This window comes from Microbacterium resistens (genome assembly GCF_031456305.1).
Lineage (GTDB): Bacteria > Actinomycetota > Actinomycetes > Actinomycetales > Microbacteriaceae > Microbacterium > Microbacterium resistens_A.
On record NZ_JAVDUM010000005.1, the window covers coordinates 134,876 to 161,688 of the forward strand.

General features: G+C 71.6%; 26 protein-coding genes. 8 read left to right on the forward strand and 18 right to left on the reverse strand.

What is annotated here, in order from left to right:
* Positions 1 to 86: 86 nt before the first annotated feature.
* Positions 87 to 2,807 (forward strand): ATP-binding cassette domain-containing protein, encoded by a 2,721-nt coding sequence (locus J2Y69_RS07340; RefSeq protein ID WP_310019088.1) that lies wholly within the window; start codon positions 87 to 89, stop codon positions 2,805 to 2,807.
* 190 nt (positions 2,808 to 2,997) lie between these two features.
* Here the strand turns inward: J2Y69_RS07340 and J2Y69_RS07345 are convergent, their stop codons facing one another.
* The 11 genes from J2Y69_RS07345 to hemE form a co-directional block, all read right to left on the reverse strand.
* Positions 2,998 to 3,450 carry a hypothetical protein gene (locus tag J2Y69_RS07345; RefSeq protein ID WP_310019090.1) on the reverse strand — a complete coding sequence of 151 codons (453 nt, stop codon included), beginning with the start codon at positions 3,448 to 3,450 and terminating at the stop codon, positions 2,998 to 3,000.
* A 286-nt stretch (positions 3,451 to 3,736) separates the two neighbouring features.
* The gene (gene hemL / locus J2Y69_RS07350; RefSeq protein ID WP_310019092.1) at positions 3,737 to 5,059 is read right to left on the reverse strand and encodes a glutamate-1-semialdehyde 2,1-aminomutase; all 1,323 of its coding nucleotides are present in this window, start codon (positions 5,057 to 5,059) and stop codon (positions 3,737 to 3,739) included.
* Positions 5,060 to 5,225: 166 nt separating this feature from the next.
* Positions 5,226 to 6,230 (reverse strand): porphobilinogen synthase, encoded by a 1,005-nt coding sequence (hemB, locus tag J2Y69_RS07355; protein ID WP_310019094.1) that lies wholly within the window; start codon positions 6,228 to 6,230, stop codon positions 5,226 to 5,228.
* On the reverse strand, positions 6,227 to 7,018 hold the full coding sequence (locus J2Y69_RS07360; protein ID WP_396653059.1) for a uroporphyrinogen-III synthase: 792 nt from the start codon (positions 7,016 to 7,018) through the stop codon (positions 6,227 to 6,229). The genes hemB and J2Y69_RS07360 overlap by 4 nt, the downstream gene beginning before the upstream one ends.
* A 2-nt stretch (positions 7,019 to 7,020) precedes the next feature.
* On the reverse strand, positions 7,021 to 8,040 hold the full coding sequence (gene hemC / locus J2Y69_RS07365) for a hydroxymethylbilane synthase (protein WP_310019099.1): 1,020 nt from the start codon (positions 8,038 to 8,040) through the stop codon (positions 7,021 to 7,023).
* Positions 8,041 to 8,045: 5 nt separating this feature from the next.
* Positions 8,046 to 8,756, reverse strand: coding sequence for a hydrogen peroxide-dependent heme synthase (gene hemQ / locus J2Y69_RS07370; RefSeq protein ID WP_310019100.1), 711 nt, complete (start codon positions 8,754 to 8,756; stop codon positions 8,046 to 8,048).
* Positions 8,757 to 8,826: 70 nt separating this feature from the next.
* Positions 8,827 to 9,150: a hypothetical protein gene (locus tag J2Y69_RS07375; protein ID WP_310019102.1), complete on the reverse strand. Its 324-nt coding sequence runs from the start codon at positions 9,148 to 9,150 to the stop codon at positions 8,827 to 8,829.
* On the reverse strand, positions 9,137 to 9,544 hold the full coding sequence (locus tag J2Y69_RS07380; RefSeq protein WP_310019105.1) for a phage holin family protein: 408 nt from the start codon (positions 9,542 to 9,544) through the stop codon (positions 9,137 to 9,139). The genes J2Y69_RS07375 and J2Y69_RS07380 overlap by 14 nt, the downstream gene beginning before the upstream one ends.
* Before the next feature lies 1 nt (position 9,545).
* On the reverse strand, positions 9,546 to 9,944 hold the full coding sequence (locus J2Y69_RS07385; protein WP_310019107.1) for a hypothetical protein: 399 nt from the start codon (positions 9,942 to 9,944) through the stop codon (positions 9,546 to 9,548).
* Between the two features lie 143 nt (positions 9,945 to 10,087).
* Entirely contained in the window at positions 10,088 to 11,680 is a 1,593-nt protein-coding gene (locus J2Y69_RS07390; protein ID WP_310019109.1) for a protoporphyrinogen/coproporphyrinogen oxidase, read from the reverse strand.
* Positions 11,677 to 12,726: a uroporphyrinogen decarboxylase gene (hemE, locus tag J2Y69_RS07395; RefSeq protein ID WP_310019111.1), complete on the reverse strand. Its 1,050-nt coding sequence runs from the start codon at positions 12,724 to 12,726 to the stop codon at positions 11,677 to 11,679. The genes J2Y69_RS07390 and hemE overlap by 4 nt, the downstream gene beginning before the upstream one ends.
* 224 nt (positions 12,727 to 12,950) lie before the next feature.
* Here hemE and J2Y69_RS07400 point away from each other — a divergent pair, with 224 nt between their 5' ends.
* The 3 genes from J2Y69_RS07400 (at position 12,951) to J2Y69_RS07410 (ending at position 15,392) form a co-directional block, all read left to right on the forward strand.
* Entirely contained in the window at positions 12,951 to 14,276 is a 1,326-nt protein-coding gene (locus J2Y69_RS07400; protein ID WP_310019113.1) for a glutamyl-tRNA reductase, read from the forward strand.
* A 265-nt stretch (positions 14,277 to 14,541) separates the two neighbouring features.
* Positions 14,542 to 15,108 (forward strand): hypothetical protein, encoded by a 567-nt coding sequence (locus tag J2Y69_RS07405; protein WP_310019115.1) that lies wholly within the window; start codon positions 14,542 to 14,544, stop codon positions 15,106 to 15,108.
* On the forward strand, positions 15,105 to 15,392 hold the full coding sequence (locus tag J2Y69_RS07410; protein WP_310019117.1) for a transcriptional regulator: 288 nt from the start codon (positions 15,105 to 15,107) through the stop codon (positions 15,390 to 15,392). Before J2Y69_RS07405 ends, J2Y69_RS07410 begins: the two co-directional genes overlap by 4 nt.
* A gap of 411 nt (positions 15,393 to 15,803) precedes the next feature.
* On the opposite strand, the gene J2Y69_RS07415 is transcribed toward J2Y69_RS07410, so the two are convergent.
* From J2Y69_RS07415 to J2Y69_RS07430, 4 genes are all read right to left on the reverse strand, one after another.
* On the reverse strand, positions 15,804 to 16,154 hold the full coding sequence (locus J2Y69_RS07415; protein ID WP_310019119.1) for a HepT-like ribonuclease domain-containing protein: 351 nt from the start codon (positions 16,152 to 16,154) through the stop codon (positions 15,804 to 15,806).
* Positions 16,151 to 16,594, reverse strand: coding sequence for a helix-turn-helix domain-containing protein (locus tag J2Y69_RS07420; protein WP_310019121.1), 444 nt, complete (start codon positions 16,592 to 16,594; stop codon positions 16,151 to 16,153). The genes J2Y69_RS07415 and J2Y69_RS07420 overlap by 4 nt, the downstream gene beginning before the upstream one ends.
* Before the next feature lie 76 nt (positions 16,595 to 16,670).
* Positions 16,671 to 17,165 (reverse strand): GNAT family N-acetyltransferase, encoded by a 495-nt coding sequence (locus tag J2Y69_RS07425; RefSeq protein ID WP_310019123.1) that lies wholly within the window; start codon positions 17,163 to 17,165, stop codon positions 16,671 to 16,673.
* A gap of 60 nt (positions 17,166 to 17,225) precedes the next feature.
* The gene (locus J2Y69_RS07430) at positions 17,226 to 17,519 is read right to left on the reverse strand and encodes a nucleotidyltransferase family protein (protein ID WP_310019125.1); all 294 of its coding nucleotides are present in this window, start codon (positions 17,517 to 17,519) and stop codon (positions 17,226 to 17,228) included.
* Positions 17,520 to 17,586: 67 nt separating this feature from the next.
* On the opposite strand from J2Y69_RS07430, the gene J2Y69_RS07435 reads away from it, so the two are divergent.
* The 3 genes from J2Y69_RS07435 to J2Y69_RS07445 all read left to right on the forward strand — a co-directional run bounded on the left by J2Y69_RS07435 (position 17,587) and on the right by J2Y69_RS07445 (position 20,250).
* The gene (locus J2Y69_RS07435) at positions 17,587 to 18,162 is read left to right on the forward strand and encodes an HhH-GPD-type base excision DNA repair protein (protein WP_310019126.1); all 576 of its coding nucleotides are present in this window, start codon (positions 17,587 to 17,589) and stop codon (positions 18,160 to 18,162) included.
* Positions 18,159 to 18,581, forward strand: coding sequence for a DUF1801 domain-containing protein (locus J2Y69_RS07440; RefSeq protein ID WP_310019128.1), 423 nt, complete (start codon positions 18,159 to 18,161; stop codon positions 18,579 to 18,581). Before J2Y69_RS07435 ends, J2Y69_RS07440 begins: the two co-directional genes overlap by 4 nt.
* 364 nt (positions 18,582 to 18,945) lie before the next feature.
* Positions 18,946 to 20,250: a glycoside hydrolase 5 family protein gene (locus J2Y69_RS07445; RefSeq protein ID WP_310019130.1), complete on the forward strand. Its 1,305-nt coding sequence runs from the start codon at positions 18,946 to 18,948 to the stop codon at positions 20,248 to 20,250.
* Positions 20,251 to 20,478: 228 nt separating this feature from the next.
* Here J2Y69_RS07445 and J2Y69_RS07450 read toward each other — a convergent pair whose 3' ends face one another.
* Complete coding sequence (locus tag J2Y69_RS07450) at positions 20,479 to 20,955, reverse strand: adenylyltransferase/cytidyltransferase family protein (protein WP_310019132.1); 477 nt, start codon at positions 20,953 to 20,955, stop codon at positions 20,479 to 20,481.
* An 80-nt stretch (positions 20,956 to 21,035) separates the two neighbouring features.
* Positions 21,036 to 22,061, reverse strand: a complete 1,026-nt coding sequence (locus J2Y69_RS07455; protein ID WP_310019135.1) for a LacI family DNA-binding transcriptional regulator — start codon at positions 22,059 to 22,061, stop codon at positions 21,036 to 21,038.
* Between the two features lie 90 nt (positions 22,062 to 22,151).
* Here J2Y69_RS07455 and J2Y69_RS07460 point away from each other — a divergent pair, with 90 nt between their 5' ends.
* Positions 22,152 to 25,181: an alpha-mannosidase gene (locus J2Y69_RS07460; RefSeq protein ID WP_310019137.1), complete on the forward strand. Its 3,030-nt coding sequence runs from the start codon at positions 22,152 to 22,154 to the stop codon at positions 25,179 to 25,181.
* A gap of 696 nt (positions 25,182 to 25,877) precedes the next feature.
* Here the strand turns inward: J2Y69_RS07460 and J2Y69_RS07465 are convergent.
* Complete coding sequence (locus J2Y69_RS07465) at positions 25,878 to 26,351, reverse strand: S-ribosylhomocysteine lyase (RefSeq protein ID WP_310019139.1); 474 nt, start codon at positions 26,349 to 26,351, stop codon at positions 25,878 to 25,880.
* Between the last annotated feature and the right edge of the window lie 462 nt (positions 26,352 to 26,813).

Sequence of the window (26,813 nt, forward strand, 5' to 3'; positions counted from 1 at the left end):
GACGGGAATTCACGAGGTCGATGAGCTTTTCGAGGTACTTTCCGACAAGATAGACAGGTACTGCCCCTGACGACGAGAGGTCGCGGATGACCGACGGACAGCTGCTCGAGTTCTCTCGGGTGACGAAGCGATTCGGCGCGCTGACTGCCGTTGACGACCTATCTGCACGGATCACCCCCGGTGCTGTGACCGGATTCCTCGGACCCAACGGGGCGGGGAAGACCACGTCCCTGCGCATCCTGCTCGGTCTCGTGCGCTCCACGTCCGGCACCGCGACGATCGGCGGCAAGGCCTACTCGGAGCTGCGTCACCCGCTGCGCACCGTGGGATCGGTCATGGAGGAGGCCCTCTACCGGCCCCGCCGGACCGCCGCCCGCCAGCTGTCGATCGCGGCGAAGGCCAACGGCATCCCGCTCTCCCGCGTGGACGAGGTCATGTCGATCGTCGGCCTTCAGAACGAGACCGAGTCGCGGATCGGCGCGTACTCGCTCGGCATGCGCCAGCGTCTCAGCGTCGCGACGGCGCTCCTCGGAGACCCCGGCGCGCTGGTGCTCGACGAGCCCGCGAACGGCCTGGACCCGGAGGGCATCCGCTGGATGCGCCTCCTCATGCGCCGACTGGCCGACGAGGGACGCACCGTGCTGGTGTCCTCGCACGTGCTCAGCGAGATCGAGCAGATCGCCGACGACGTGCTCGTGCTCTCGAAGGGGCGCCTCGTCTACGCCGACAGCATCAGCAAGCTGTCCGACCCGACCAACGGATCCGTCGTCGTCGATGCCGAGGACCGCGGGGTCCTCGCCTCCGCGCTCGCCGGCGCCGGCCTGACCTACGACGTCCTACGCTCCGGCCTGACGGTGCACGACACCGACGCCGCCACGGTCGGTGCGGTGGCCGCCTCCGCCGGCATCGCGCTGACCACGCTGCTCCAGCGCGGGCCGACCCTGGAGGAGGTCTTCCTCGACCTCGTGCACGGGCGCCGCGACCCGATCGCAGGCGCCGCCCCGCTGGACGTCACGACCGCGATGCCCGTCGTCGCGACGGACGCCGGCGCTGCCGCTGCCGGTGCCGCCGGAGCTGGTGCCGCCGGAGCCGATGCCGCTGGCGCGGGAGCTGCCAGTGCTGAGGGGGCTGGTGGGGCGGGTGCCGCGCTGGCCGCCGGAGCCGCGATCGGAGCCGCCGGCATCGCCGGTGCTGCGGGCGCTGCCGGGCTGTTCGACGGGGCCGAGAGCGGGGAGCTGTCGCCGCGCCGTGCCGCGCGCGCCCAGGCCGAGTCCGCCCAGGCCGAGTCCGCCCAGGCCGAGTCCGCCCAGGGTGAGGCTTCTCAGGGCGAGGCTGCGGGAGACGCTGCCGAGGGCTCCTCCACCGCAGAGGCCGATGAGCGTCCCGACGAAGCAGCCGACACCGAGGACGAAGGGTCCGAGGGCTCTGAGGACTCTGAGGACTCTGAGGCCCAGGATTCCGAGGCTCAGGATTCTGAGGGCGAGGGGTCTGAGGCCGAGGGCACGCAGGGTTCCGACGACGCTCAGGGGGATGAGTCCTCCGCCGAGAGCGACGAAGCCCAGCCTGAGGAAACTCAGTCCGAGGATGCTCAGAGCGACGACGTTCAGTCGGACGATGCTCCGTCCGACGACGCTCAGGCCGACGCCTCCGATGAGGTGGCGCACGTCGACGAGGGCGATGGCGGCGACGAGACCCGCGTCTGGGACGCCGGCGACGCGCTGCCCCCCACCGAGGCGATCACCGCGATCACGTCCTCCGACGAGGACCACTCCGAGGAGAGCCACTCTGACGACCGGTCTGAGGAGGGCCGCTCCGAGGCGGACGCGCCGGGTGTCGCGCTGACGACCCCGATCGACTCCGACGAGGACTTCGGCGTCGACGAGAGCTCTTTCGGAGCCCCGGACACGAACACCGCCGAAGAGGACGCCTCCGACGGCACCCCGACGTCGCTGTTCGCAGCGCCCGCGGCATCCGACGGCGAGCACCGCGAGGGCGGCGACGTCCCGCTTCCGTTCGCGACCGAGGCTGTCTCGATCGCACCGACGGCGGCACCGGCGAGCTTCGACGAGCTCGTCTGGGGCGCGCAGACCGCACCGGCCGAAGCCGAGACGGACGCGCCCGCGGACGCGAAGACCGACGACACCGAGTCGCAGGGCGAGGAGCCCACGCAGGCCGAGGAGTCGCCGCACGAGCACGGCTCCGACGACGAGCACGGCTCCGAGGCGGGGCAGGACCACGGCGACGCCGAGTCCGGGTCACAGGACGACGAGCAGAGCTCCGAGGCGCAGGCCGAGTCCGCTCCGCAGGTTGGGGAGGACGCCGCCGAGCACGCTCCCGAGGTCGTGCTGGGTGATGACGCCCCGGTGGATGCCGTGAACGAGCAGGGGACGGAGCCGCCGACCGAGACGACGGAGATCGCCGGGATCGAGATCTTCGCCTCGCTCGCCGAGGGCCAGACCCAGGAGATCCAGGTGATCCTGGAGCAGCCGCACGAGGACGACCACGGCGACGACGATGTGACGCAGGGCGAGGACCCGCGCGCCGCGGCCGTCAGCGCATCGCTCGCCGCAGCGGCGCGGGCCTACTACAACGACGACGCCCCCTCGTACGTCCCGTCCGACGCTTCATCCGATGCTCCGGCTCAGGGTGAGGACCAGCGCCAAGACGACGGCCACGACGCCGGCGACGGCCACGGACACGACGGCGACCATCACGACGGCCAGCACCAGGACAGCGAGCACGAGCACGGTGAACACCAGCACGGTGAGCATCGCGAGGGCGAGCACGGCGAGGGCCGGCAGGACTGACCCTCCTCACACGCAGTCAGAGAGCGCGGCGATCCGGATGACCGGGTCGCCGCGCTCTCTTTTGTCCGCCATCTGGTCGGACAATGTCATCCCCGTCGGGCCGTTTCGCCGAATCCATCCGACAACGGTGGATCGGTCCGACAACAGTTCAGAGGAGGATCGGTCCGACAACGTGTCAGCGGTGGACCGGTCAGACCGGACGGACGGCCGACCTGCGGGACCGACGGGGCTTCTTCCCGGCCCCGGCGCCATTCCCCGAGGAGGCGATGTCGGAGACGTCGGCGGGCTCTGCCGCGACATCGAGGCGCAGAGCGCGGGTGAGCGCGAGGCCGTGCCGTGTCGTGAGGATGAGCCGCTGGTAGTCGGCGCCCTCCAGGTCGATCACGACACTCGGACGGCGACGGCGGATCAGCACGAAGTCCAGGCCTGAGGCGGATTTCCAGGATCCGGCCGCGAGCACGCCAGGGACGTGCGTCCCCGGCGAGGCGACGCCGCGGAGCCAGGTCCAGGCATCGTCGGTGAGCTGCACCTTGACGATCGCGTCACGCTCGATCAGGAGGTTCTCGCGGTGGAGCGTCACGGCGCGCTCGATGGGCGAAAGCACCACCTCGAGCCGTGTCCGATCCAGCAGCAAGGTCACCATGGCTCTTAGTCTGCCAGTCGTCCGCACCCGCGTCCTGGTGACAAGCTCACAGGACGGCAACGATCCGCCATCGGACGCAATCCCACCCGTCTCCCCGCGCGCCTCGTCTCCCGCGCCGGCCCGCTCCCGTCGTCAGAACCCGCGAGACGGCAACTGCGTTCCGAGACTGCGGAGAAATCGCGCTGTCTCGGAACGCAGTTGCAGGCTCGGCGTGGACGGGACGGGACCGGACGAGACGGGGCGGGACGGGACCGAGGCCGCGGCCGCGGTGAGGGGCGAGCGGCCGTCAGAGGGTGGCCAGGGCTGCGGCACGCGCGGCGGCGGGGAGGGCGGCCTCGATCGCGGCCACCTCCTCCTCGCCGTGCGCGGCCGTGAGGAACCAGGCTTCGAAGACGCTCGGCGGCAGGGCGATGCCCGCCTCGCGCAGGGAGTGGAAGAACGGCGCGTGGCGGAAGACGTCCTGGGACTGGGCCTCGGCGTAGTCCTTCGGCGCCTCCGGCCGGAACGCGACGCCGAACAGGCTGCCCGCCCGCGGAACGGCGTGCACGACGCCCGCCTCGGTCAGCGACCGGTCCAGGGCGTTCGCGACGCGGCCGGCCGCCGCATCCACCCGCGCATAGACCTCCGGCGTCGCCAGCCGCAGCGTGGCAAGGCCCGCCGCGACCGACAGCGGGTTCCCGGAGAGCGTCCCCGCCTGATAGACCGGACCGACCGGCGCGAGCAGATCCATGATCTCGGCCCGTCCTCCGAGCGCGGCGAGCGGCATCCCGCCGCCGACCACCTTGCCGAAGGTGAGGATGTCCGGCAGGTACTCCTCCCCCGCCTCCTGCTGGAGCCCCCAGAAGCCGGCCGGGTGCACGCGGAAGCCGGTGAGCACCTCGTCCAGGATCAGCAGCGCCCCGTGCGCATGTGCGGTCTCGGCCAGCAGGCGGTTGAACCCGGGGAGCGGAGCGACGACGCCCATGTTCGCGGCGGACGCCTCGACGATCACGGCGGCGATCCGCTCGCCGTGCTCCGCGAACACCGCGGCGAGCGCGTCCGGATCGTTGTAGTCGATGACCAGTGTCTGCGCGGCGATGGGCGCGGGGACGCCCGCGGAGCCGGGGAGCGCGAGGGTCGCCACACCGGATCCGGCCGCGGCGAGCAGCCCGTCGGAGTGGCCGTGGTAGTGCCCCGCGAACTTCACCAGGAGGTCCCGCCCGGTCGCCCCGCGGGCGAGGCGGATCGCGGTCATGGTCGCCTCGGTCCCGGTGGAGACCAGGCGCACCCGCTCGACGGGGCGGGACTCGCCCACGCGGACCCGATCGGCGACGAGGGCCGCAAGCTCGACCTCGCCCTCGGTCGGAGCGCCGAACGAGAGGCCCCGGGTCGCCGCCTCCTGCACGGCGGCGACGACCTCCGGGTGCGCGTGGCCGAGGAGGGCCGGACCCCAGGAGGCCACAAGGTCGACGTAGCGACGTCCCTCGGCGTCCGTCACCGTGGCGCCGGAGGCGGAGGAGAGGAACCGGGGCGTGCCGCCGACCGACCCGTAGGCGCGGACCGGCGAGTTCACGCCGCCCGGGATCACGGCGCGCGCGGCGTCGAAGAGGTCATCGTTGCGATCGGTCATCGTGCACTCCTAGGATCATGGCCGTCCCGGCCCCGGATGGCTTCGGGCTTCGGGCTTCGGGCTTCGGGCTTCGGGCTTCGGCGAGACTGCATCTGCGTTCCGAGACTGCGGAAAAATCGCGCTGCCTCGGAACGCAGTTGCAGTCTCGCGGATCCCTAGACTCGGGTCACTGCGCGCGGATCCAGCCCGCAGCCTCCGTCGCCCAGTAGGTCAGAACCACGTCGGCACCGGCACGGCGGATCGACAGCAGGGACTCCAGCACGGCCGCGCGGCGATCGATCCAGCCGTTCGCGGCGGCGGCCTCGATCATCGCGTACTCGCCCGACACCTGATAGGCCCACACCGGCACCGTCACGGCGTCGCGGACCTCGCGCAGCACGTCGAGGAAGGCCATCGCCGGCTTCACCATCACGACGTCGGCGCCCTCGGCCTCGTCGATCAGCGCCTCGCGCACCCCCTCGCGCCGGTTGCCCGGGTCCAGCTGGTACGTGCGCCGGTCGCCGTGCAGCTGCGAGTCGACGGCCTCGCGGAACGGCCCGTAGAAGGCGCTCGCGTACTTGGCCGCGTAGCCGAGGATGAGCGTGTCGGTGAAGCCCTCGGCGTCCAGCGCCTCGCGCACCGCCCCCACCTGGCCGTCCATCATCCCGGACAGCCCGAGGAGCCCAGAGCCCGCCCGCGCCTGGGCGAGGCCCATCGAGACGTAGCGCTCCAGGGTCGCGTCGTTGTCGACGGCGCCGTTCGCGTCGAGGACTCCGCAGTGCCCGTGGTCGGTGAACTCGTCCAGGCACAGGTCGGTCTGCACCACGAGCGCGTCGCCGACCTCGGCGGCCACCGCCGCCGTCGCGACGTTGAGGATCCCTTCCGGATCGTCAGCCCCCGACCCGACGGCGTCCCGCACGGCGGGGACGCCGAAGAGCATGATCCCCGAGATGCCGGCCTCGGCCGCCTCGACCGCGGCGCGGCGCAGGGAGTCGACCGAGTGCTGCACGACGCCGGGCATCGAGCCGATCGGCGCGGGAGCGCTCAGCCCCTCGCGCACGAACGCGGGGAGGACGAGATGGCGCGGGAGGACGTCCGTCTCCCGAGCGAGATCGCGGACCGCCGGCGACTGCCGGAGCCGCCGCGGGCGCACGGTGGGGAAGGACCCGCTCACGGGCAGGCGCGCGCTCACGGCGCGAACTCGTCGACCGCGTGCGGAAGGGTGAAGTGCGAGACCGCGTCGATGAGCGCATCGACGGTCTGCCGATCGGCGACCACCGACACCGACAGGCCGGCCTTCTTGGCGTCCTTCGCGGTCCGGGGGCCGATCGCCGCGAGGAGCGTAGTCGACGGGATGCTCGGGAACTGCTCGTGCACCTGCTCCGCCACGGAGCCGCTCGTGATGAGGATCGCGTTGATCCTCCCGTTCTCCACGTCGCGAAGGATCCGCTCGGTCACCGGCACTCCGACGGTCCGGTACGCGACGACGCTGGAGACGTCGTGACCGGCCTTCAGGAGCGACTTGGAGAGCACGGGCTTCGCGATCTCGCTCCGCAGCGTCAGGATGCGACGGGGCTCGCTCTCCAGGGCGATGAGCTGCTCGGCCATGCCCTCGGCCGAGTTGTCCTTCTCCGGCACGAGGTCGACCTGATAGCCCACGGCCTGGAGGGCGGCGGCCGTGGTCTCGCCGACCGCGGCGACCCTGGTGCGGGGCGGGATGACGGCGCGGTGCGCGAAGAGGACGTCGACGGTCGTCGCGCTCGTGACCGTCAGCCAGTCGAAGGCGCCCGCGGCGAGGGCGACGAGCGCCTCGTCGAGCGAGTCCTGATCGGTCGTCGGGGCGAAGTTGATGAGGGGCGCGACCACGGGGACGGCGCCCTGGGCGCGCAGGCTCGCGGCGACGCCGTCGCCCCAGGGGCCGCCGCGCGGCACGAGCACGCGCCAGCCGGTGAGGGGCTTGGCTTGGTTCGAATCAGTCATGGTCATCGGGAATGGTCTCGCGGGAGGAGATCGGCCGCCCCACGTTCGAGCAGCCGACGGGCAAGAGACGACCCGATGTCGCGCGCTGCGCTGATCGGGTCTGCGCCATCGGCAGCACCCGCACCATTGCCACTGCCGTTCTGATGAATATACCCCCCGGGCAGCGGCTCGGTGACGTCGAGGCCGATCCGCCACTCGTCGGCGGGCGCGTAGACGACGGCTCGCACGCGCAGGTTCCCGCCCTCCACGGTCGCGTGCACGGCCATCGGGGCCTGGCAGCCGGCGTCGAGGCCTTCGAGCGTCGCGCGCTCCGCGGTGACCGCGATCCTGGTGTCCAGATCGTCCAGCCGGGCGAGCGTCGCACGGAGCTCCTCCGGGGCGTCCGCGGCGATCTCGACCGCCAGCGCCCCCTGCCCGGGAGCGGTCGGCCATTCGGAGAGCCCGAGGGGCTCCGAATGCAGTCCCCGCAAGGGATCCCCGTCCAGCCGGGACAGCCCGGCCGCGGCGAGGATCACGGCGTCCAACTCACCGGAGAGCACCCGGCCGAGGCGCGAGTCGACGTTGCCGCGGATGTCCACCGCGCGGGATCGGGGCGAGCGGATCCGCACCTGGGCGATGCGTCGGGGCGAGCCGGTGCCGATCGTGCTCCCCGCGGGCAGCTCATGCAGGGGGACGCCCTCCCGGGTGACCGCGACGTCGCGGGCGTCCGCCCGTGGCGGCGTCGCGGCGATCACCAGATCGTCGGGCTGGCGGGTCGGCAGATCCTTAAGGGAATGGACGAGGAGGTCGCACTCCCCGCGTAAGAGAGCCTCGCGCAGGCGGGTCGCGAAGACGCCCATCCCACCGATCTCGGACAGGGACGCGCGGTTGGTGTCCCCCTCGGAGACGATCGGGACCAACTCGACCGGGCGACCGGCGATCTTCTCCAGCGCCGTTGCGACATGGCCGGACTGCGCCTGTGCGAGGGCGCTGCGCCTGGTGCCGAGGCGGATCGGTGCGGCCGTGCCGCTGATGCTGCTCATGTCGTCTACTGCAGCACGTCGGCGATCTCGTCGAGGCGCAGTCGCCGTCCGGTGTAGAACGGCACCTCCTCCTTCACGTAGCGACGCGCATCCGTGTAGCGGAGGTCCCGCATCAGATCCACGAGCTCGGTGAGGTCGTCGGCCTCCAGGGGCAGCAGCCACTCGTAGTCGCCGAGGGCGAAGGAGGCGACCGTGTTCGCGATGACGCCGCGGAAGGCCGCGCCCTTGCGCCCGTGCTCCGCGAGCATCCGCCGGCGGTCCTCCTCGGGTGCGAGGTACCACTCCGGGGTCCGGACGAAGGGGTACAGGCACAGCCAGCCCTTCGGCTCGACGCCGCGGAGGAAGCCGGGGACGTGCGCGCGGTTGAACTCCGCGTCGCGGTGGACGCCGAGGGCGTTCCAGACCGGGATGAGCGAGCGGAGCAGCTCGGTGCGGCGCAGACGTCGGAGGTCGCGCTGCAGCTCCTCTGCCGTCTCGCCGTGGAGCCAGACCATGAGGTCGGCGTCGGCCTTGAGGCCGGACACGTCGTAGAAGCCGCGGACGGAGACGCCGCCGGCCTCGACGTGGGCAACGATGTCCTCGAGCTCCGTGGCGTCGTTCTCGGTCACCGGGACGTCGGGGTTTCGTCGCCAGACGGCCCAGAGCGTGTATCCGGACGGGGAGGACTCGGCGTTCTCGGACGAAGCGGGCACGGTCGTCTCTTCGACTTCGGGCATGACCCCAGTCTGCCCCCTCCGGCGGGTCCTCGCGAACACGGCCGGACGAGCCCGCGCCCAGCGGGACGGCTCAGCGGGACAGGATGCGCGCCGTCGCCCAGACGATCCCGCCGACGGCGACGGCGATGCCGATCGCGCCCGCGATCGCGCCGGCCGGGTTGCGGCGCGCGAACGCGCGGGCCTTTCCGGCGGCCTCGGTCGAGGCCTTCTCCAGGCGACGCGGGAGGTTGCCCTTCACCTCGATCGCGGCCAGGGCCGCCTTCAGCTCGGCGCGCGCCGAGGTGACCGGGTCCGCGATGCCGTGGGGCACGGCCGTTCGCGGGAGCGACGCAGAGGCCCTCTGGCCTGCCGTGCTCCTCGAGCCTGCGGTGTTCCTCGGGTCAGCGGTCGTCATCGCCAGCCTCTCTCACGATTCGGATGTCCTCGGCCACGGCCTGGGCCGGGTTGGTCCGCGCCGTCAGGCGCCGGAACTGCAGGACGCCCAGCAGCCCGAACACCGCCACGGCGAGCAGGAGCATCCCGAAGACCACGATCGCCGACAGCCAGACCGGCCACCAGGACGAGATCCCCGCGATCGCGAAGACGAGGAGGACGGGGATCGCCCAGAACAGGAAGAACAGGGCGACGAGGAACCAGACGCTGCCGATCCCCGCGTCCTTGGCGGTGCGGGAGATCCACACCTTGGCCGCGTCGATCTCGGCCTTGACGAGGTTGCTGATCAGGTCGGGGAGATCGCCGAGCAGCGTCAGCAGGCTGTCGTCGGCGCGATCCCGATATCCGCGGGGCATGTCACTCGCCGCTTCGGGGCTTCTTGGCGGCGGACGGCTTCCCGGCGGGCTTGTCGAGGTCGCCCTTCTCGGCGGCCTCCACGGTCTCCTCCGCGGCGCGCTTGACCTCGTCGACGACGCCCCTGCCGCTGGCGAGGGCTGAGTCGACCTTCTGGCCGGGGGTCTCGCCGCTGCTCGCGGCCTTCACGACCTTGACCGCACCGTTCCACAGCGCCTGCGGCACGGCGGCGGCCTGGGTCTTCGCGAACTCTCGGACCTTCGACACCTGCGCCTGCACGGGGTCGAGGTGCCACACCTTGAGCCACTGCTTCTTGATCTGCTCGTAGCGCTCGCGTCCGGCGCGCGTTCCGAGGACGTACCCCACGCCGAGTCCGACGACGAGTCCGATCTTCCCCTTCATAGGGTCTCCCTCACGATGTGGTCGGCCTTGCGGAGTACCAGCGTAACCCCGTATTCCGATTTCGGCATCTATCGTCTTCCAGACCGGCCGGATGGGCGCATTCTGCGTCATCCGACGGCGCCGAACGGGTGTTTCCGCGCTGCTCAGCCCCAGAGCAGAGCGTGCCTGAGCCGCTCGGCCTCGGCGCGCGCGTGCGGCACGACCTGCGCAAGGCCCGTCCCGGACAGCCAGGCGCCGGCGGCGGCCAGTCCGGGGACCGCGGCGATCACACGCCCTGCCGCCGCGCGCCGATCCGCCGCGCCGAGGGAGGCGGACGGCTGCGACTGCGCGAACCGCGCACGGAAGGAGCCGCGCAGGGCGGCCGGGTCCAGCGCGACGCCGAGGAGCGCCGAGGCCTCGCTCAGCGCGAGCGCGGCGACCGCGTCATCGTCCAGCGCGGCGGTCGCCGGCTCTTCCCCCTGCGCCCCGAAGGAGACCCGCACGACGTGCCGGCCGCCCGCGGACGCCCGCAGCCACGGCCACTTCGCCGTGCCGTGGGTGAGCGCCTTGGCAGTGTGGCTCCCCGGGACCGTGAGCACGCCGGAGCCGCGCGGTGCCGCGTCCAGGGCAGGGGCGTCGAGCACGAGGGTCACGATCTCGATCCGGGGGGACGGGCCCGCCGGGATCGCGTCCAGGGCCGACACGTGCGGGGCGAGCAGGCGCCGGGCCGTCTCCTCGTCCGCGGCGAGGATCACCGCGTCGAAGCGCTCCGCGGTCGGGGCGGTGTCATCGGTCGGGTTCCCCCCGCCCGCCACGGATCCGGCGCCCTCAGCGGATCCGGCGCCCGTGTGCACGAGCCAGGCGTCGCCGTCCCGCTCCAGCGCGGTCACCGGATGATCCGTCCGGACCTCCGCGCCCAGCGTGCCGAGGCGGTCCACGAGCGCGTCGACGAGCACCGCCATGCCTCCGTCGATCCCCTGCACCGCGGCGCCCGGGCGCTTCGCCTCGGCCGACGCCCCGGCCTTCGCGGCGTTCTCCGCACGGAGCTCGGCGACCGCGCCGGAGAGGGAGCCGACGCGGGTGAGGGCCGCGTTCAGCCCGGGGGCGGCTGCGTCGATGTCGATGTCGTCGGGGTGCGCCGAATGGACACCGGTGCTCACCGGGGCGACCAGGCGATCGAGCACGCGCGCGCCCATCCGCGAGCGCACGAGGTGCCCGAGGCTGCGGTCGTGGCCGATCGTGAGAGGCGGGCGCACGCGGTCCAGATAGGCGCGCCAGGTCCCGCGCCAGCCGATGATCCGGCGCACGTCCTCGGCGAAGGGGTTCTCCGGGATGCCGAGGATGCCGCCGCGGGGCAGGGGCGCCGCACCGACGCCGGGGATGCCGGCGAGCCACGCTCCGCCCGGCGCGGGATCGACGATGCGCCCCTCGATCCCGAGGTCCGCCAGGAGCGCCCTGACATGTCCGCCGCGGGTCGCGAAGCTCTCGGCCCCCGCGTCGAACACGATCCCGTCCGCCTCGCCTCGACGCACCACGCCGCCCGGCACCGCGGCGGCCTCGAAGACCGTCACGGGCATGCCGATCGCCGCGCACTCCTTCGCCGCGACCAGCCCGGCGATCCCCCCGCCGATCACCGCGACGCGCAGGCCCGCGGCCTTCGCGGCCAGCTCCGCGGCGGCCGGCGCGAGCCCCGCGTCGCTCCCGCCGGGCGCGCCGGCCGAAGCGGGCGGGGATGCCGGCGGGGTCGGGGCGCTCACTCCGCGCCGCCCCTCCGGGATCCGTCCTCGGCGTGCACGAGCTCGACGATCCGGGTGAGCACGCCGGGATCGGTCTCCGGCGGGACGCCGTGCCCGAGGTTGACGATGTGGGCGCGCGCCGCGGTCCCCCGCGCGAGCACCTCGCGGACGCTCGCCTCGATCACGGGCCACGGCGCCGTCAGGAGCGCCGGGTCGATGTTGCCCTGCACGGTCACGTCGGGCCCGAGGACGGCGGCCGCCTCGTCCAGCGGCTGGCGCCAGTCCACGCCCACGGCCGATGCCGCGCCGTCGAGGCGCATGTCGGCGAGGAACGGGCCCGTGCCGACGCCGAAGTGGATCACCGGGGCGTCGATGCCCGTCACGGCGGCCGTCGAGTGCGGGGCGACGAAGGCGCGGTAGTCGGCGGGCGACAGGGAGCCCGCCCAGGAGTCGAAGAGCTGCACGGCCGAGGCCCCGGCGGCGCGCTGCGCGAGGAGGAAGGTCCGCGACACCTGCGCCAGCCACCCCGCCAGGCGGTTCCACGACGCGGGGTCCGTGTGCATCATGGCGCGGGCGCGCAGGTGCTCCTTGGAGGGGCCGCCCTCGACGAGGTACGCGGCGAGGGTGAAGGGCGCCCCGGCGAAGCCGATCAGCGGGGTCTCGCCCAGTTCGTCGACGACGATCCGCACCGCCTCGGCGATCGCCGAGGTGTCCAGCGACGCGGGGTCGATCGCCGTGATCCGCGCCACGTCCTGCGCCGTCCGCACCGGGGAGGCGAACACCGGCCCCCGCCCTGGCTCGATCTCGACCTCGACGCCGGCCAGGCGCAGCGGCACCACGATGTCGCTGAAGAAGATGCCGGCGTCGACGCCGTGCCGCCGCACGGGCTGGAGGGTGATCTCGGCCGCCAGGTCAGGGGTGAGGCACGCGTCGAGCATCCGGGTGCCGACCCGCAGCTCCCGGTACTCGGGCAGGGAGCGTCCCGCCTGGCGCATGAACCACACCGGGGTGCGGTCGGGGCGGGAGCCTGCGAGGGCGCGCAGGAGCGGAGCATCCGAGAGGGCCATGCCCCCATCCTCCCACCCGCCGTCTATGCGCCCCCTTCGGGCCACTTCCTTCCGCTCCCGTCGCGAAAAGTGCCGCTTCGGTGGGCTACGCGCGGCACTTTTCGCGACGGGAGCTGCCTCCGAGTGCACCGATCGCGACGGGAAGGTGATCGCGACAACAGGGCGATGGAGACCGAGGGATGGGCGGCAGCCCACGGGAGGCTCGCGGCGCGTAAACTCTTAGCGTGCTGCTGTGCCTGACGGCGAGTCACAAGACCGCCTCCTTCGACCTCCTCGAGCGTCTCAGCCGCACCCCCGACGGCGTCGCGACCGATCTGGTCGAGATGGCTCCGTGCGTGCAGGGTGCGGTGGTGCTCGCGACGTGCAACCGCTTCGAGGCGTACGTCGAGATGGACGAGCCGGTCACCGCCGCCGGCGCGATCGGCGTCGAGGCCGTGCTGGAGGCCGTCGAGGCGGCCACGGGTGTGGCCCCCTCGGATCTCGACGGGGCCTACGCCGTCCACACCGGCCGTCGCGTGGCCGAGCACCTCTTCGCGGTGGCGTCCGGGCTCGAGTCCGTCGTCTCCGGGGAGGGCGAGATCGCGGGCCAGGTCCGCCGGGCCCTCACCGCCGCACGCGCCGACGGCACCACCTCCCCCGAGCTGGAGCGGCTCTTCCAGCGCGCGAGCCAGGCGCAGCGCAAGGTCAAGAACGTCACGGCGCTCGGCAGGGCAGGGCGTTCGCTCGTCCGCCTCGCGCTGGAGCTCGCCGACAGCCGGATCGCCGACTGGGGCGCCGAGCGCGTCCTCCTCGTCGGGACCGGCGCGTACGCGGCCGTCACGCTCGCGACGCTGCGCGAACGCGGCGCGGTCGACATCAGCGTCCACTCCCCGTCCGGACGGGCGGCGGCCTTCGCCGCGAAGCACGGGATCCGCGCGCTCGACGCCGAGGAGTACGCCGGGGTCACGGCCAGGGCGTCGCTGGTGATCACCTGCACCTCCGCCGAGGTTCCCGTGCTCGATGCGGCACTCCTGCGCGAGGGACGCGGCACCGTCTCGGCCCCTTCCGCGTCGGCGTCCGGCTGCCCGGTGTTCGGCGCGCCCACCTCCGGCGCCCAGCTCATCATCGACCTCGGCATGCCGCGCAACGTCTCCCCCGACGTGACCGGGATCGAGGGGACGTCGCTGCTCGACCTCGAGACGATCCGCCTGCACGCGCCCCTGGAGGAGCTGCAGGCTACCGACGCCGCGCGCTCGATCGTGCGCGAGGCCGCCGAGACCTTCCACGTCGTCGGCGAGCGGCAGAGCGTGACGCCGTCGGTCGTTGCGCTGCGCTCGCACATCTTCTCGCTGCTGGAGGCCGAGATCGACCGCGCCCGTCGCCGCGGCGACGAGGACGGACGCGTCGAGCAGGCGATGCGCCACCTCGCCGGCGTCCTCCTCCACACGCCGACCTCCCGCGCGCACGAGCTGGCCGCCGCCGGCCGCGGGGCGGAGTTCAGCGCCGCACTGGAGACGCTGTTCGGTCTCGCCCCCGACGCCGAAGCGGAGTCCCGCGCCCAGACCGCCTGAGCCGGGCCGCGGGGCTGGGCGGGCCGCAGGCCGGGATGGTCTGGAGCCCGGTTGCGCCCTGAGCCCTCTCACGCCCCGCCGTCTCATGCCCTTGTGCCCCGCCGTGGCAGTTTCTGTGGGTTGGCAACCCCCTCAACCCGCAAGATGTGCCACGGCGGGGCATAAACGTCGCCACAGGGAGGGGGCCGCCGTCGGGTCACCGCCGCAGTCCAATGGCCGGAGACCGTACTTGCCAAACTGGAAAGTACGGTCCATACTTTCCAACATGGAAAGTATGCCGATGGACCACGAGCCCGAAGACCCGCGTGCGGCGCTCGCCTCGGCGGACCAGGCACGCCGACGGTTGACCGGCGGCCTTCGAATGCCGGCAGGCTTCTATCCGGCGCTCGCTGCATCGATCGCGGCGCAGCTCGGAACCGCCGCATACGGAATCGCCGCACAGTCGCTGGCGGGGGTGGCTGTCGCTCTGGCCGGAGTCGCCGTCTTCCTCGGCACGGCCGCCCTTCTGCTGCACCGATTCCACCGCGTCAATGGCGTCAGGGTCGATGGCCTCGCCAGCCAGGTCGTCCTCGCGGCGGGCGCCTCGGCCGCACTCGTCTACATGGGCGCGCTCGCCGCCGGGATCTGGGCGGCGTTCGGCGGACAGTGGTGGCTCGTCGCGGCGGCGGCCATCGTTGGAGGGGTCGGTTGCGCGCTCGGAGCGCGGCGATGGTGGCAGACCTACCGGGACGATCCCGCCGGCCACACGCGCGGCGCCTCCCCGCGCGTGCTCGCCGCGCTCGCCCTGGCCGCCTGCCTGGGATTCGGCGCGCTGCTGGTCTTCGGCCGATGAGTGGCCTTGACCCTCAGATCCACGCTCCGACGCGGCTCCAGCTCGTCACGATGCTGTCCTCGGTCTCCGAAGCCGAGTTCGCGACGCTGCGGGACGTTCTCGATGTCAGCGACTCCGTCCTGTCCAAGCACGTCTCAGCCCTGGTCGAGGTCGGCTACCTGCGCACCCGCAAGAGTCTCCACGCGGGTCGGCGGACGACGTGGATCGGACTGACCGACACCGGCAGGCAGGCGCTGCACGACCACGTCGCTTCGCTGCGCCAGCTGATCGACGGCATCGGCTGACCGTCACGCGGTCGCGAATGCGCCCCGCCCCTCGCTGCGCTCCCTGACCTTGCCTAGGCACGCCGTTCAGCCCCGCGCCTCGTATCTGGCGCCCCTCAGCCCCGCGCTCTCATACCCCGCCCTCTTCTGCCCCGCCGTGGCACTTTCTGCGGGTTGGCGACCTCCTCAACCCGCAAGATGTGCCACGGCGGGGCTCATCAGGCGGCTCATCGGACGGAGTGCACGCGGGGAACAGCAGCGGGAGGCGACCGAAGCCGCAAGAGCCTCGGATCTCAGCGCCACCCCGGCCCCACGCTGTCGAACCCTGTCGACGCTGCGCAAATCGGTGGCGCACGAACAGGGAACAGCAGCACGAGAGGCCTGGCGCTCAGGAAACAGCAGCGCGAGAGGCCACCCGACCCCGACTCTGGGTCAGCCGGCGGTCACTTCAGTGATGAGCGATTCGACTGCCGCGCGGATGCGGGGGAGATCAACGCCGAGGGTGTCCCACACCGCGTCGTAGTCGGTCGCCTCGTAATGATGCACGAGCCGATCGCGCATGCGCTTGATGCTCGACCAGGGAACCAGCGGGTTCGCGGCGATCGTCTCATCGCTCAACCGTGCAACGTTCCCACCGATCTTGATGATGATCGATTCAGCGGCCAGTCCCGGCACGTTGAGATCGTCCGCGTGGTACCAGTCGCGGCCGCGAGCGGCGAGTCGAATACCGCTGTCACACAACCGCACGATCTCCCGCAGTGCTCGAGCATCCCTCTCGCTCACGCAGCCACCGCTGACCGGCGAATCGGATGGTCCTCCGGCAGCCCGCCGTCGGTGACCACGCCGACCGGGACTCCGAGCAGCTGTTCAGCCGCGATCGTGAACTCGGCGATCGCCAGCAAGCCGACGTTCGGCGACCGAGTGACGAGGATATCGAGGTCGCTCTCCCTGGTGTCCGTGCCCTGTCCGGCGGATCCGAAGACGCGAAGGTTGCTCAGCCCGTAGCCCGCAGCGAGCTCCTTGAGCTCGTTACGATGCCTTTCGAGCGCCTCGTGCGGCAACGGTCGCATAGCCACTTGCAATCGGTCGAGCATGGCAGCCGACGGGTTGCGCCGTCCGGACTCATACGCGGCGATATTGGGTTGCGCAACACCACTGCGCATCGCGAGCTGCGCTTGGCTGAGCCCAGCTCGCTCGCGCGCTTCCCGCAGCGTTTCACCCATATCTCGATGATATCGCGTAGCCGATTTCGACGGAACAGCAGAAGCCCCGCGTGCGCTGACACCCGTGTGCGCGAAGTCAGACCGGATCGGTCTTGAGGCGACCCGCGGTGATGACGTCGACGCGCTTGCCGTTCACCAGGAACTTCTCCCGCTCGACCCCCTCTCGAACGAATCCGGCGGCGTGAGCCACAGCGGCCGAGCCCGGGTTGTTCGCACGGTAGCCGAGTTCAAGACGGTACAGCCCGCCCTCACCGAGCTCCCGGTCCGCCAGTGCCCGCACCAGTTGCGACGTGATGCCGCGTCGCCGAGCATCGGGGTGCGCCCAGTAGAACACCCAGCCGTTCGCGTTGCCCTGATCGACGGAGACGGCCGCGAAGGCGAGCAGTCGATCGGCATCATCGACCGCAACGAGCGTGCGGATATCGGGAGTCTCCGTCATCCGAGCCACATAGGCGTGGGCTGTCGCGGGATCGTGGACATCGCCCTGCCGGCCCATCTCTGCGGCATCCGACACGAATGCGTCGAGCACCCTCGCGGCATCTCTCGCCTGTAACGCTCGAAAGGCCACCACGCCCGCCAGCCTATGCGGCCTGACGGCGGATCGTCGATCATTTCCCGAAGGAGAAGAAGCTCACGCCGCATAGAGCGACCGAGCGTCGTGAAGGATCTGCGAACGGATGTGCTCGTTGATGGCGTCGCGTGCGACCAGATCCACGGCGCGTCCGAACAGATCCGACAGTTCATCCTCAAGCTCGAAGAACGCGAACCCCAATCGAGTTCCGGGCTTGAGCTCGTACAGCAGATCGATATCGCTTTCGTCGCGTTCGTCCCCGCGTCCGACCGAGCCGAACACCTCCAGTCGCGCGATGCCGTAGCGCTCGCCGATCTCGCGGAGTCGCTCCGCGTCGAAGGTGATGCCGCTCATGCCGTCATGATAGGCGATCGCGCTCGATGCCGACCTGCTCGAACACGACCAGGGAGAGAATAGACGCATGGCCCTTCACATCACCGGAGACACCGCCGCCGACGACCTGCTGACCACCAATCCGCTCGCCCTGCTGGTGGGCATGCTGCTGGATCAGCAGGTCCCGATGGAGACCGCGTTCGCCGGACCGCTCAAGATCGAGCAGCGCACCGGAGCGGAGGATGCCGCGACCATCGCCGCCTATGGCCCCGAGGCCTTCCTCGCGGCCTTCGCGCAGACGCCGGCCGTCCACCGGTTCCCGGGATCCATGGCGGCACGGGTGCAGGCGCTGTGCCGCGCGGTCGCCGACGACTGGGACGGGGACGCCGCCGCCCTCTGGACCCGGGGAGACCCGGACGGCCCCGAGGTGCTCCGCCGCCTCAAGGCACTGCCCGGCTTCGGGGAGCAGAAGGCGAAGATCTTCCTCGCCCTGCTGGGCAAGCAGTACGGCTACGACGGCAGCGGCTGGCGTGAGGCCTCGACGCCGTATGGGGAGGAGGGCTCCTACCGCAGCGTCGCGGACATCGTCTCGACCGAGTCCCTCGCCAAGGTCAGGGAGCACAAGAAGGCGATGAAGGCCGCCGCGAAGGCCGCCGGATCGTGAAGAAGACCGGCGGCAGTGTCGCCGCGTTCATCGCCGAGGTGACCCCCGCCGTGCGGCGGCGCGACGCCGAGACGCTCGTCGCGCTCCTCAGCGAGATCTCGGGCCGCGAGCCCGAGCTGTGGGGCACGATCATCGGCTTCGGCTCATGCCACTATCGCTACCCGACCGGCAATGAGGGCGACATGCCCGTGCTCGCGTTCGCGCCACGCAAGGCGTCCTCGACGATCTACCTCGACAGCGTCGAGCGCCACGGCGACGCGCTGTCGAGGCTCGGCACCCACACGACCAGCGTCGGCTGCCTCTATATCAAAGACCTCGAGAAGGTCGACGAGTCGGTACTGCGGGAGATCCTCTACGATGTGCTCGCCTGGACGGAGGCCGGCGGCGACGACTACGCGCGGATCACCGTCACGGGCTGACGGCCGCGTCGGTCAGGCCGGCCAGTCTGGCCTGCCGGGGTAGCCGCGGGGGCCACCGGAGCCCGACCGGATGCATGGACGTTCCCCTGACGACGGTCCGATCCGGGTCAGATCTCCCGCCATCCGGGGATTGTCCATGCACTCGGTCGACGTCGGGGCGACGAAATGACTGAAACGATATAGTGACCATCGATCCGTCTTGAAGGACGAATGCAGGAATGTCGGCCAAGATCCTCGGATCGGGCCGACATTCGCGCATTCATCCGACCCCGCCGCACCCGCACACCCCCACCCGCACCCGCACCCGCACCACCCGCACCACCCGCACCACCGCACGAGGCCCGCCCCACCTGAGAGGATCACGATGACCAGGCTCCTTCCCGCCGATGCCCCGCTGCGCTTCGGGGCGAACTACACGCCCTCGACGCACTGGATGCATTCCTGGATGTCGCTCGACCTGGACGACGTCCGCCGCGACTTCGCCGGCCTCGCCGCGCTGGGGCTCGACCATGTGCGGATCTTCCCGCTCTGGACGGTGCTGCAGCCGAACCGCACCCTCATCCGCGAGCGGGCCGTCGCGGATGTGCGCGCGGTCGTGGACGTCGCCGCGGAGTTCGGGCTCGACGCGAGCGTGGACGTGATCCAGGGCCACCTGTCGAGCTTCGACTTCATCCCGTCGTGGCTGTTCACCTGGCACGACAAGAACATGTTCACACACCCGGATGCGTTGAGCGGGCAGGTCGCGCTGGTCGAGCGCCTGGGGGCTGCCCTCGGCGATGCGCCGAACTTCCTCGGCTTCACCACCGGGAACGAGACCAATCAGTTCTCCGCCGAGACGCACCCCTCGCCCTGGCCGGTGACCGAGGCCGAGGCCGCCGCCTGGATCACCGCGCTCCTGGACGCGGCGACGACCGCCGCCCCCGCCCAGCAGCATGTGCACAGCGAGTACGACGCGGCCTGGTACATGGACGGCCATGGCTTCACGCCCGCCCTCGCCTCGCGCCTGGGCGCGATGACGACCGTGCACTCCTGGATCTTCAACGGCACCGCGCAGCGCTACGGCGGCCGCTCGATCGCCTCCGACCGGCACGCCGAGTACATGATCGAGCTCGCCCGCGCGTTCGCCACCGATCCGCACCGGCCGATCTGGCTCCAGGAGGTCGGCGCGCCGTCGAACTGCCTCTCGCCGGAGGAGACGCCCGGATTCCTGGAGGCGACCGTCCGCTCGGTCGCGCGCACCGCCGACCTCTGGGGCGTGACCTGGTGGTGCTCCCACGACGTGAGCCGGGAGCTGGCCGACTTCCCGGAGCTCGAGTACACGCTCGGGCTCATCGGCCAGGACGGCGAGGCCAAGCCGATCGGCCGCCGCTTCGCCGAGATCATCCCCGAGCTCCGCGCCCGGCAGGCGGCGCCCGCCAGGGCGCTGGGGATCGTGGTCGACGTCGACGAGGCCGACACCCCCGTCAGCCGCGCCGCGCTGAGCCCGGGCGGCGCGGTCTTCCAGGCCTGGGTCGACGCCTGCGCCGACGGCACGGACCCCGCGATCGTCACCTCCGCGGTCGCGGCGGACCCGGAGGCGCTCGCCGCGCGCGGCATCACCGAGCTCGTGCGCCCGGACCGATCGTCCGGCGTCGGCACGTACTCGTCCAACAACACCGTGGTGAGCTAGGCGACCCGACCCCGGCCCAACGCCGGCCCGGCCCCCGGCGCCGCCGGCCCATCCCTCCCGCCCTGCCTCTCCCGCTTCTTCCCCGCGAGACGGCAACTGCACCACGAGACCGCAGGAAAATCGCGCAGTCTCGGAACGCAGTTGCAGTCTCGCGGCCGGGCGGCCGGGCAGGGCCGGGCCGGGCCGCCGGGCACGCGCCGGGCTGAGCAACCGGCCCGAGCAACCGGGTCAGCTGCGGGCGGCGCGCTCCGCTTCCTTCGCGGCGACGATCTTCCGGAGGCCCGAGCTGGAGAAACGGTGGTCCCGGCGGTTGAAGTACAGCTCGATCCCGCTGTCCTCGCAGTAGGCGCGGCCCGTGAAGTCGCGGTCCTCGTACTCGTCGCCGACGATGCGCACGTCCAGCTTGAACGAGCGGAGGATGTCCTCCAGGTCCTGCTCGGTCGAGTAGGGCACGATCTCGTCCACGGACGAGCAGCCGCGGAGCTGGATGTAGCGCTCGACCACCGTCTGCGTCGGGGCGTTCTTCTCCGGGCGGTCCAGCGTCGGATCCATCTGCAGCCCGCAGATGAGGTAGTCGCACTGCCGCTTCGCCTCGGCGAGCATCATGATGTGCCCGGCGTGCAGCAGATCGAACGTGGAGAACGTGATCCCCACCCGCGGCCCGGGGTTGTAGTCCTGCCGCTTCTTCTCGCCCTCATGCACCATCGGGTCTCCTTCTCCGTCTGCAGGGTCTGCGGGATGCCGGAAGAACTCTACCCAACGGGCCTCCGATCGCGCCTCGTCCTTCAGCCCGGAGGCTGCGCCGTGCTCTCGCGGACGGTCAGACGCGGCAGGGCTCCCGCGCGGGGCGCCAGCGGCCCTGCCGCGTCGATCCGGTCCAGCAGGAAGTCCGCGGCCTGCTCGCCCAGGGCGAAGGTGTCGCGGGTGAGGCAGGTGATCGAGGGATGCACGAGACCCGCGACGACGGAGTCGTCGAAGGACGCGAGGGACAGCGCCGACGGCACAGCCACCCCCCTCTCCTGCGCGATCCCGAGCGCTCCGATCGCCATCACGTCGTTGTCGTAGACGATCGCGGTCGGCGGCTCGGCACGGCTCAGCAGGGACGCGGTGGCGGCCACGGACGCCGCCACCGAGAAGTCCGTGACGACCGTCTCCCCCACGACCCCCTGCGCCGAGAGCCCGGCGAGGACCTCGGCGCGGATCCGGGTGTGCTGGAACTCCCCCGGCCCCGACACGTATGCGATGCGCCGATGCCCGATCGCGACGAGGTGATCGAAGAGGATGTGCGCGGCCCTGGCGTCGTCGAGCCAGAGGGAGGATGCGTCACCCTCCCCCGAGGCGTGGCTGCCGATGACCACGGCCGGCAGCGGGAGGTCCCGGAGGGCGGACAGGCGCGGATCCTCGTCCCTCGGGTCGATCACGATCACGCCGTCCACCTGACCGGCGCTGCGCCAGCGGCGGTAGGTCGCGACCTCCTCCTCGAGCGAGGAGACGAGCACGATCTGCAGCGCCATGCGCCGCGCCCCGAGAGCCGACTGCACCCCGGCGATGAGGTCCGTGAAGAAGGCCTCCGCGCCCAGGGTGCGCGCCGGACGGTTCACGGCGAGGCCGATCACCCCGGCGCGGGATCCCACGAGGGCGCGCGCGGCGGAGCTCGGCGCCCACTCGTGCGCGTCCGCGATGTCGAGGATCCGCTGCCGCGTCTCCTCGCTGACGCCGGGACGCCCGTTGAGCGCGAAGGACACCGCGCCGGGGGAGACCCCCGCCATGCGCGCGATGTCGGCGATGGTGACGCGCTTCGCCCGTGTCATAGAATCACCGTGCTAGATCGTTTTAGTCGATGTCGCCCGCGTAGCATGTGCGGACGTTCCCCACATTCTGGCACCGCGAAGGAGCGCTCCATGCACGAAGAGTCCTCGTTGACCGTCGGACGCGCGAAGCGGGTGCTCGCCGAACGCGTGCGACCGGCGATCCACTCCGCGCGCATCCCACTGGAGATCGCCGCTCACGCCCTTCCCGGCGAGCCGATCGCCCCGGCCGAAGGCCTCGCGCTGGACTACAGCCCCTTCCGCGCCGGAGAGAGGTGGGGCCCGGCCTGGAGCACCACCTGGTTCCGGGTGCGCGGCGAGATCCCCGCCGATTGGGCGGGGAGGACGGTCGAGGCGGTCGTCGACCTGGGCTTCGACGTCAACATGACCGGCTTCCAGTGCGAGGCGCTCGTCTACCGCCCCGACGGCACGCCGGTGAAGAGCCTCAACCCGCGCAACCAGTGGGTGCCGATCTCGACGCGCGCAGAGGGCGGGGAGAGGATCGAGCTCTATCTCGAGGGCGCGGCCAACCCCGTGCTGCTCGACTACCACCCCTTCCTCCCCACGCAGGAGGGCGATGTCCGCACCTCCTCCCCCGAGCCGCTCTACCGGGTCCGCCACATGGACCTCGCGGTGTTCGAGGCCGAGGTGTTCGAGCTGTCGCTGGACCTCGACGTGCTGATCGAGCTGCAGGAGGAGCTGCCGGAGACGGCCCCTCGGCGCATGCGCATCCTCCAGGCGCTGGACGATGCACTCGACGCCCTCGACCTGCAGCGCATCGCCGAGACCGCGCCCGCCGCACGCGCGCTCCTGGCCCCGGCCCTGGCATCGCCCGCCGAGGCGAGCGCCCACCGGATCGCCGCGGTCGGCCACGCGCACATCGACTCCGCGTGGCTGTGGCCGGTACGCGAGACCATCCGCAAGGTCGCCCGCACCACCTCGTCGATGACGACGCTGCTGGACGAGCAGCCCGAGTTCCTCTATGGCATGTCCAGCGCCCAGCAGTACGCCTGGGTCAAGGAGCACCGCCCCGAGGTGTTCGAGCGGATTCGCACCGCGGTCGCCGCCGGCCGCTTCCTGCCCCTCGGCGGCATGTGGGTCGAGTCGGACACCGTGATGCCGACCGGGGAGTCCCTCGTCCGTCAGTTCTCGCACGGGCAGCGCTTCTTCGAGCGCGAGTTCGGTATCCGTTCGAAGGGCGTCTGGCTGCCGGACAGCTTCGGCTACTCCCCCGCGCTCCCCCAGCTCATGCGCCGGGCGGGATTCGAGTGGTTCTTCACCCAGAAGATCTCGTGGAACCAGCGCAACGTCTTCCCGCACCACACCTTCTCCTGGGAGGGGATCGACGGGTCGCGGATCTTCACGCACTTCCCGCCGATGGACACCTACAACTCCCAGCTGAGCGGGGCCGAGGTCGCGCGCGCCTCCCGGCAGTTCCGCGAGGGCAGGGTCGCGACCATGTCGATCGCGCCCGTAGGCTGGGGCGACGGGGGCGGCGGGACCACCCGTGAGATGACGGGGAGGGCGTCGCGGCTGGCCGACCTCGAAGGCAGCGCCCGCGTGGAGTGGAAGCATCCTGACGCCTTCTTCGACGACGCCAGGGCGGAGCTCCCCGATCCCGCCGTCTGGGTCGGCGAGCTGTACCTGGAGCTGCACCGCGGCACCCTGACCAGCCAACACGCGACCAAGGCGACCCATCGCCGGGCCGAGCAGGCCCTCATCGAGGCCGAGCTGTGGGCGACGACCGCCACGGTCCGCAAGGGAGCCGTCTACCCGCACGACGCTCTCGACCGCCTGTGGGCGCAGGTGCTGCTGCACGAGTTCCACGACATCCTCCCCGGCACCTCGATCGCGTGGGTGCATCGGGAGGCCGTCGAGGCGCTCGCGCGGGTCGTGACCGAGGCCGGGGCCCTGGCCACGACCGCACGGGAGACGCTCGCGGGCACGGGCGATCGGGAGCTCGTCTTCCGCCCGGTCCACACGCCCGTCGACGGAGCGCTGGGCGCCGTCGAGGCGACCGCGCCCTCGGGCGGTGTCGCGCTCACCGAGGAGGCGGGCGGGTTCCGGCTGGAGAACGAGCTGGTATCGGTCCTCGTCTCCGCCGAGGGGCTGATCATCTCGGCGGTCGACCGGGCCACGGGACGCGAGGCGATCCCCGCGGGGAGGCCGGCGAACCTGTTCCAGCTGCACCAGGACTTCCCGAACATGTGGGACGCCTGGGACATCGACCGCTACTACCGCAACCGCGTCGAGGACCTGACGGACGTCTCATCGATCTCTGGCTCTGGCTCTGGCTCTGGCTCTGGCTCTGGCTCTGGCTTTGCCTCGGACGGCGCCGCGGCCGTGACGATCGAGCGCGTGTTCTCGTCCTCCTCGCTGCGGCAGGTCATCTCGCTCGCCCCCGGCGCGCGCACCGTCCTGCTCCGGACGACGGTGGACTGGAACGAGACGGAGAAGCTGCTCAAGCTCGCGTTCCCCCTCGACGTGTTCGCCCGGCACACCGCGGCCGAGACACAGTTCGGCTTCCAGGAGCGCGTGACGCACGTGAACACGAGCTGGGAGGCGGCGAAGTTCGAGACCTCGATGCACCGCTTCGTCCTCGTCGCCGAGGAAGGCTTCGGCGTCGCGCTCGTGAACGACTCGGTCTACGGCTACGACACGAGCCGTGACGTGGACGGCGACGACGTCACGACCACGGTGCGCCTGTCGCTCCTGCGCGCGCCGCGGTTCCCCGATCCCGAGACCGATCACGGCGTGCACGAGATCGCCGTCGGGCTCGTCGTCGGCGCGGATGCCGCGATCGCGACCGCCGAAGGACAGCGGCTCAACGCGCCGGAGACCGTCGTGCACGGTGCGGAGGAGGTCGATCCGCTCGTCCGGGTGCACGGCGACGGCATCGTCGTCTCCGCCGTGAAGCTCGCGGACGACCGATCCGGCGACGTGATCGTGCGCGTGTACGAGGCGCTCGGCCGGCGCGCGACGGGAACGCTGGAGGTCGCGTTCCCGCACAAGGACATCCGCGAGGTCACCCTCATCGAGGACGAGCTGGACGCGCCGCGCACCGGCGGCGACCTCCGCCTCGGCCCCTTCGAGGTGCGGACCCTCCGCATCCCCCGCCGCTGACCCTTCCGCGCGTCCGCGTCCGGTCCCGGTCCGCCGTGCGACATGCATGGATATCCCCCACCTGGCCGACGAATACACGGGCAAACTCCAGCCATCCGGGCAAACTCCAGCCATCTGGCGGTCCGGGGTGACCGGGTCCGGAAAGCCGGGGTGACCGGATCCGGGGCGGACGTGCCACATGCATGAACATCCCCCGCCTGACCGGCGAATACACGGGCAGCCCCCAGCCATCCGGGCAAACTCCAGCCATCCGGAACTCCCGGGCGGCCGGATCCGGAGGAGTCAGAGTGGCCATGTCCGGAGGTCCCGGTGGCCATCTCCGGAAAGCCGGGGGGCCGGATCCGGGACGAACGTGCGACATGCATGAACATCCCCCGCCTGACCGGCGAATACACGGGCAGCCCCCAGCCATCCGGGCAAACTCCAGCCATCCGGGAGGACGGACCGCGCCATCCGGGGCGTGACCGACAGTTACCCGCCCCGAAGGCGACCCGAGGCGTCCTCGGGCGCCCGAGGGGACCCGCGACACCCGGACCGCGAGACTGCTTCTGCGTTCCGAGACAGCAGGAAAATCGCGCAGTCTCGGAACGCAGTTGCAGTCTCGCGGGAAAGGCCGGCGCGAGCGCGGAGGGAGGCCGGGAAGGCCGGGCCGAGCGCGGAGGGAGAGAGGCCGGGAAGACCGAGAGAGCGGGCGGGTCAGACGCCGACGCGCTCGAAGGCGTCCTCGCTGATGCCCTGACCCAGGATGCGGGCGGACCACTCGCGGGCACTGTGCAGGCTGTGGTCGCGGTAGTTGCCGCACTCCACGGCCGAGACGCCGGGAACGTCGCTCCACTGCGCCTGCTCGGCGATGAAGCGCAGGCTCTCGCGCACGCCGCTCACGACATCGGCGATCGCGGGCCGGCCCCAGGCGATCAGGTGGAAGCCGGTACGGCAGCCGAACGGCGAGATGTCGATGACGCCGTCGAGCCGGTCACGTAGGAGCGATGCAAGGAGGTGCTCGATCGTGTGCAGGCCGGCCGTAGGGATCTCGCCCTCGTTCGGCTGCACGAAGCGCACGTCGAAGTTCGAGATCTCGTCGCCCCGCGGCCCCTGCTCGACGCCGATGAGGCGGACGTAGGGAGCCTTGACGGCGGTGTGGTCCAGGGTGAAGCTCTCGACCTCGGCCATGGGTCTCCTTCCGGGAGCGAACAGCGGGGATCTTCGGATCCGGCGATACGTGTCGAGGCTACCCCCGCCGGAGACCGTGCACCGATCAGGAGTCGCCGGATGACGGGGCAAGGGATGGTTGAATGAAGACGAACCGTCGGACGGATCAACGATTGTCGGCCCGATATCGCGGATCGGGCCGACACAGCTGCATCGGGCCGACAAACCGCGCATGGGCCAGCGGACCATCGCCGGGCTGCACCGGACCAGCACACGGGTGATGGACCTGGGCACGGGTGATGGCCCTGGGCACGGATGGCGGGTCAACGCACGGATGGCTGGCCGAATCGGCGGATCGGCCAGCCATCCGTGCCCCAAGCCGCCATTCAGCACCCCGCGACCCGCACCGACACCGGCAAACCCGCACCGGCACCCCGCGACCCGCACCCAACAAACCCGAACCGGCACGCCCCACCCGAACCC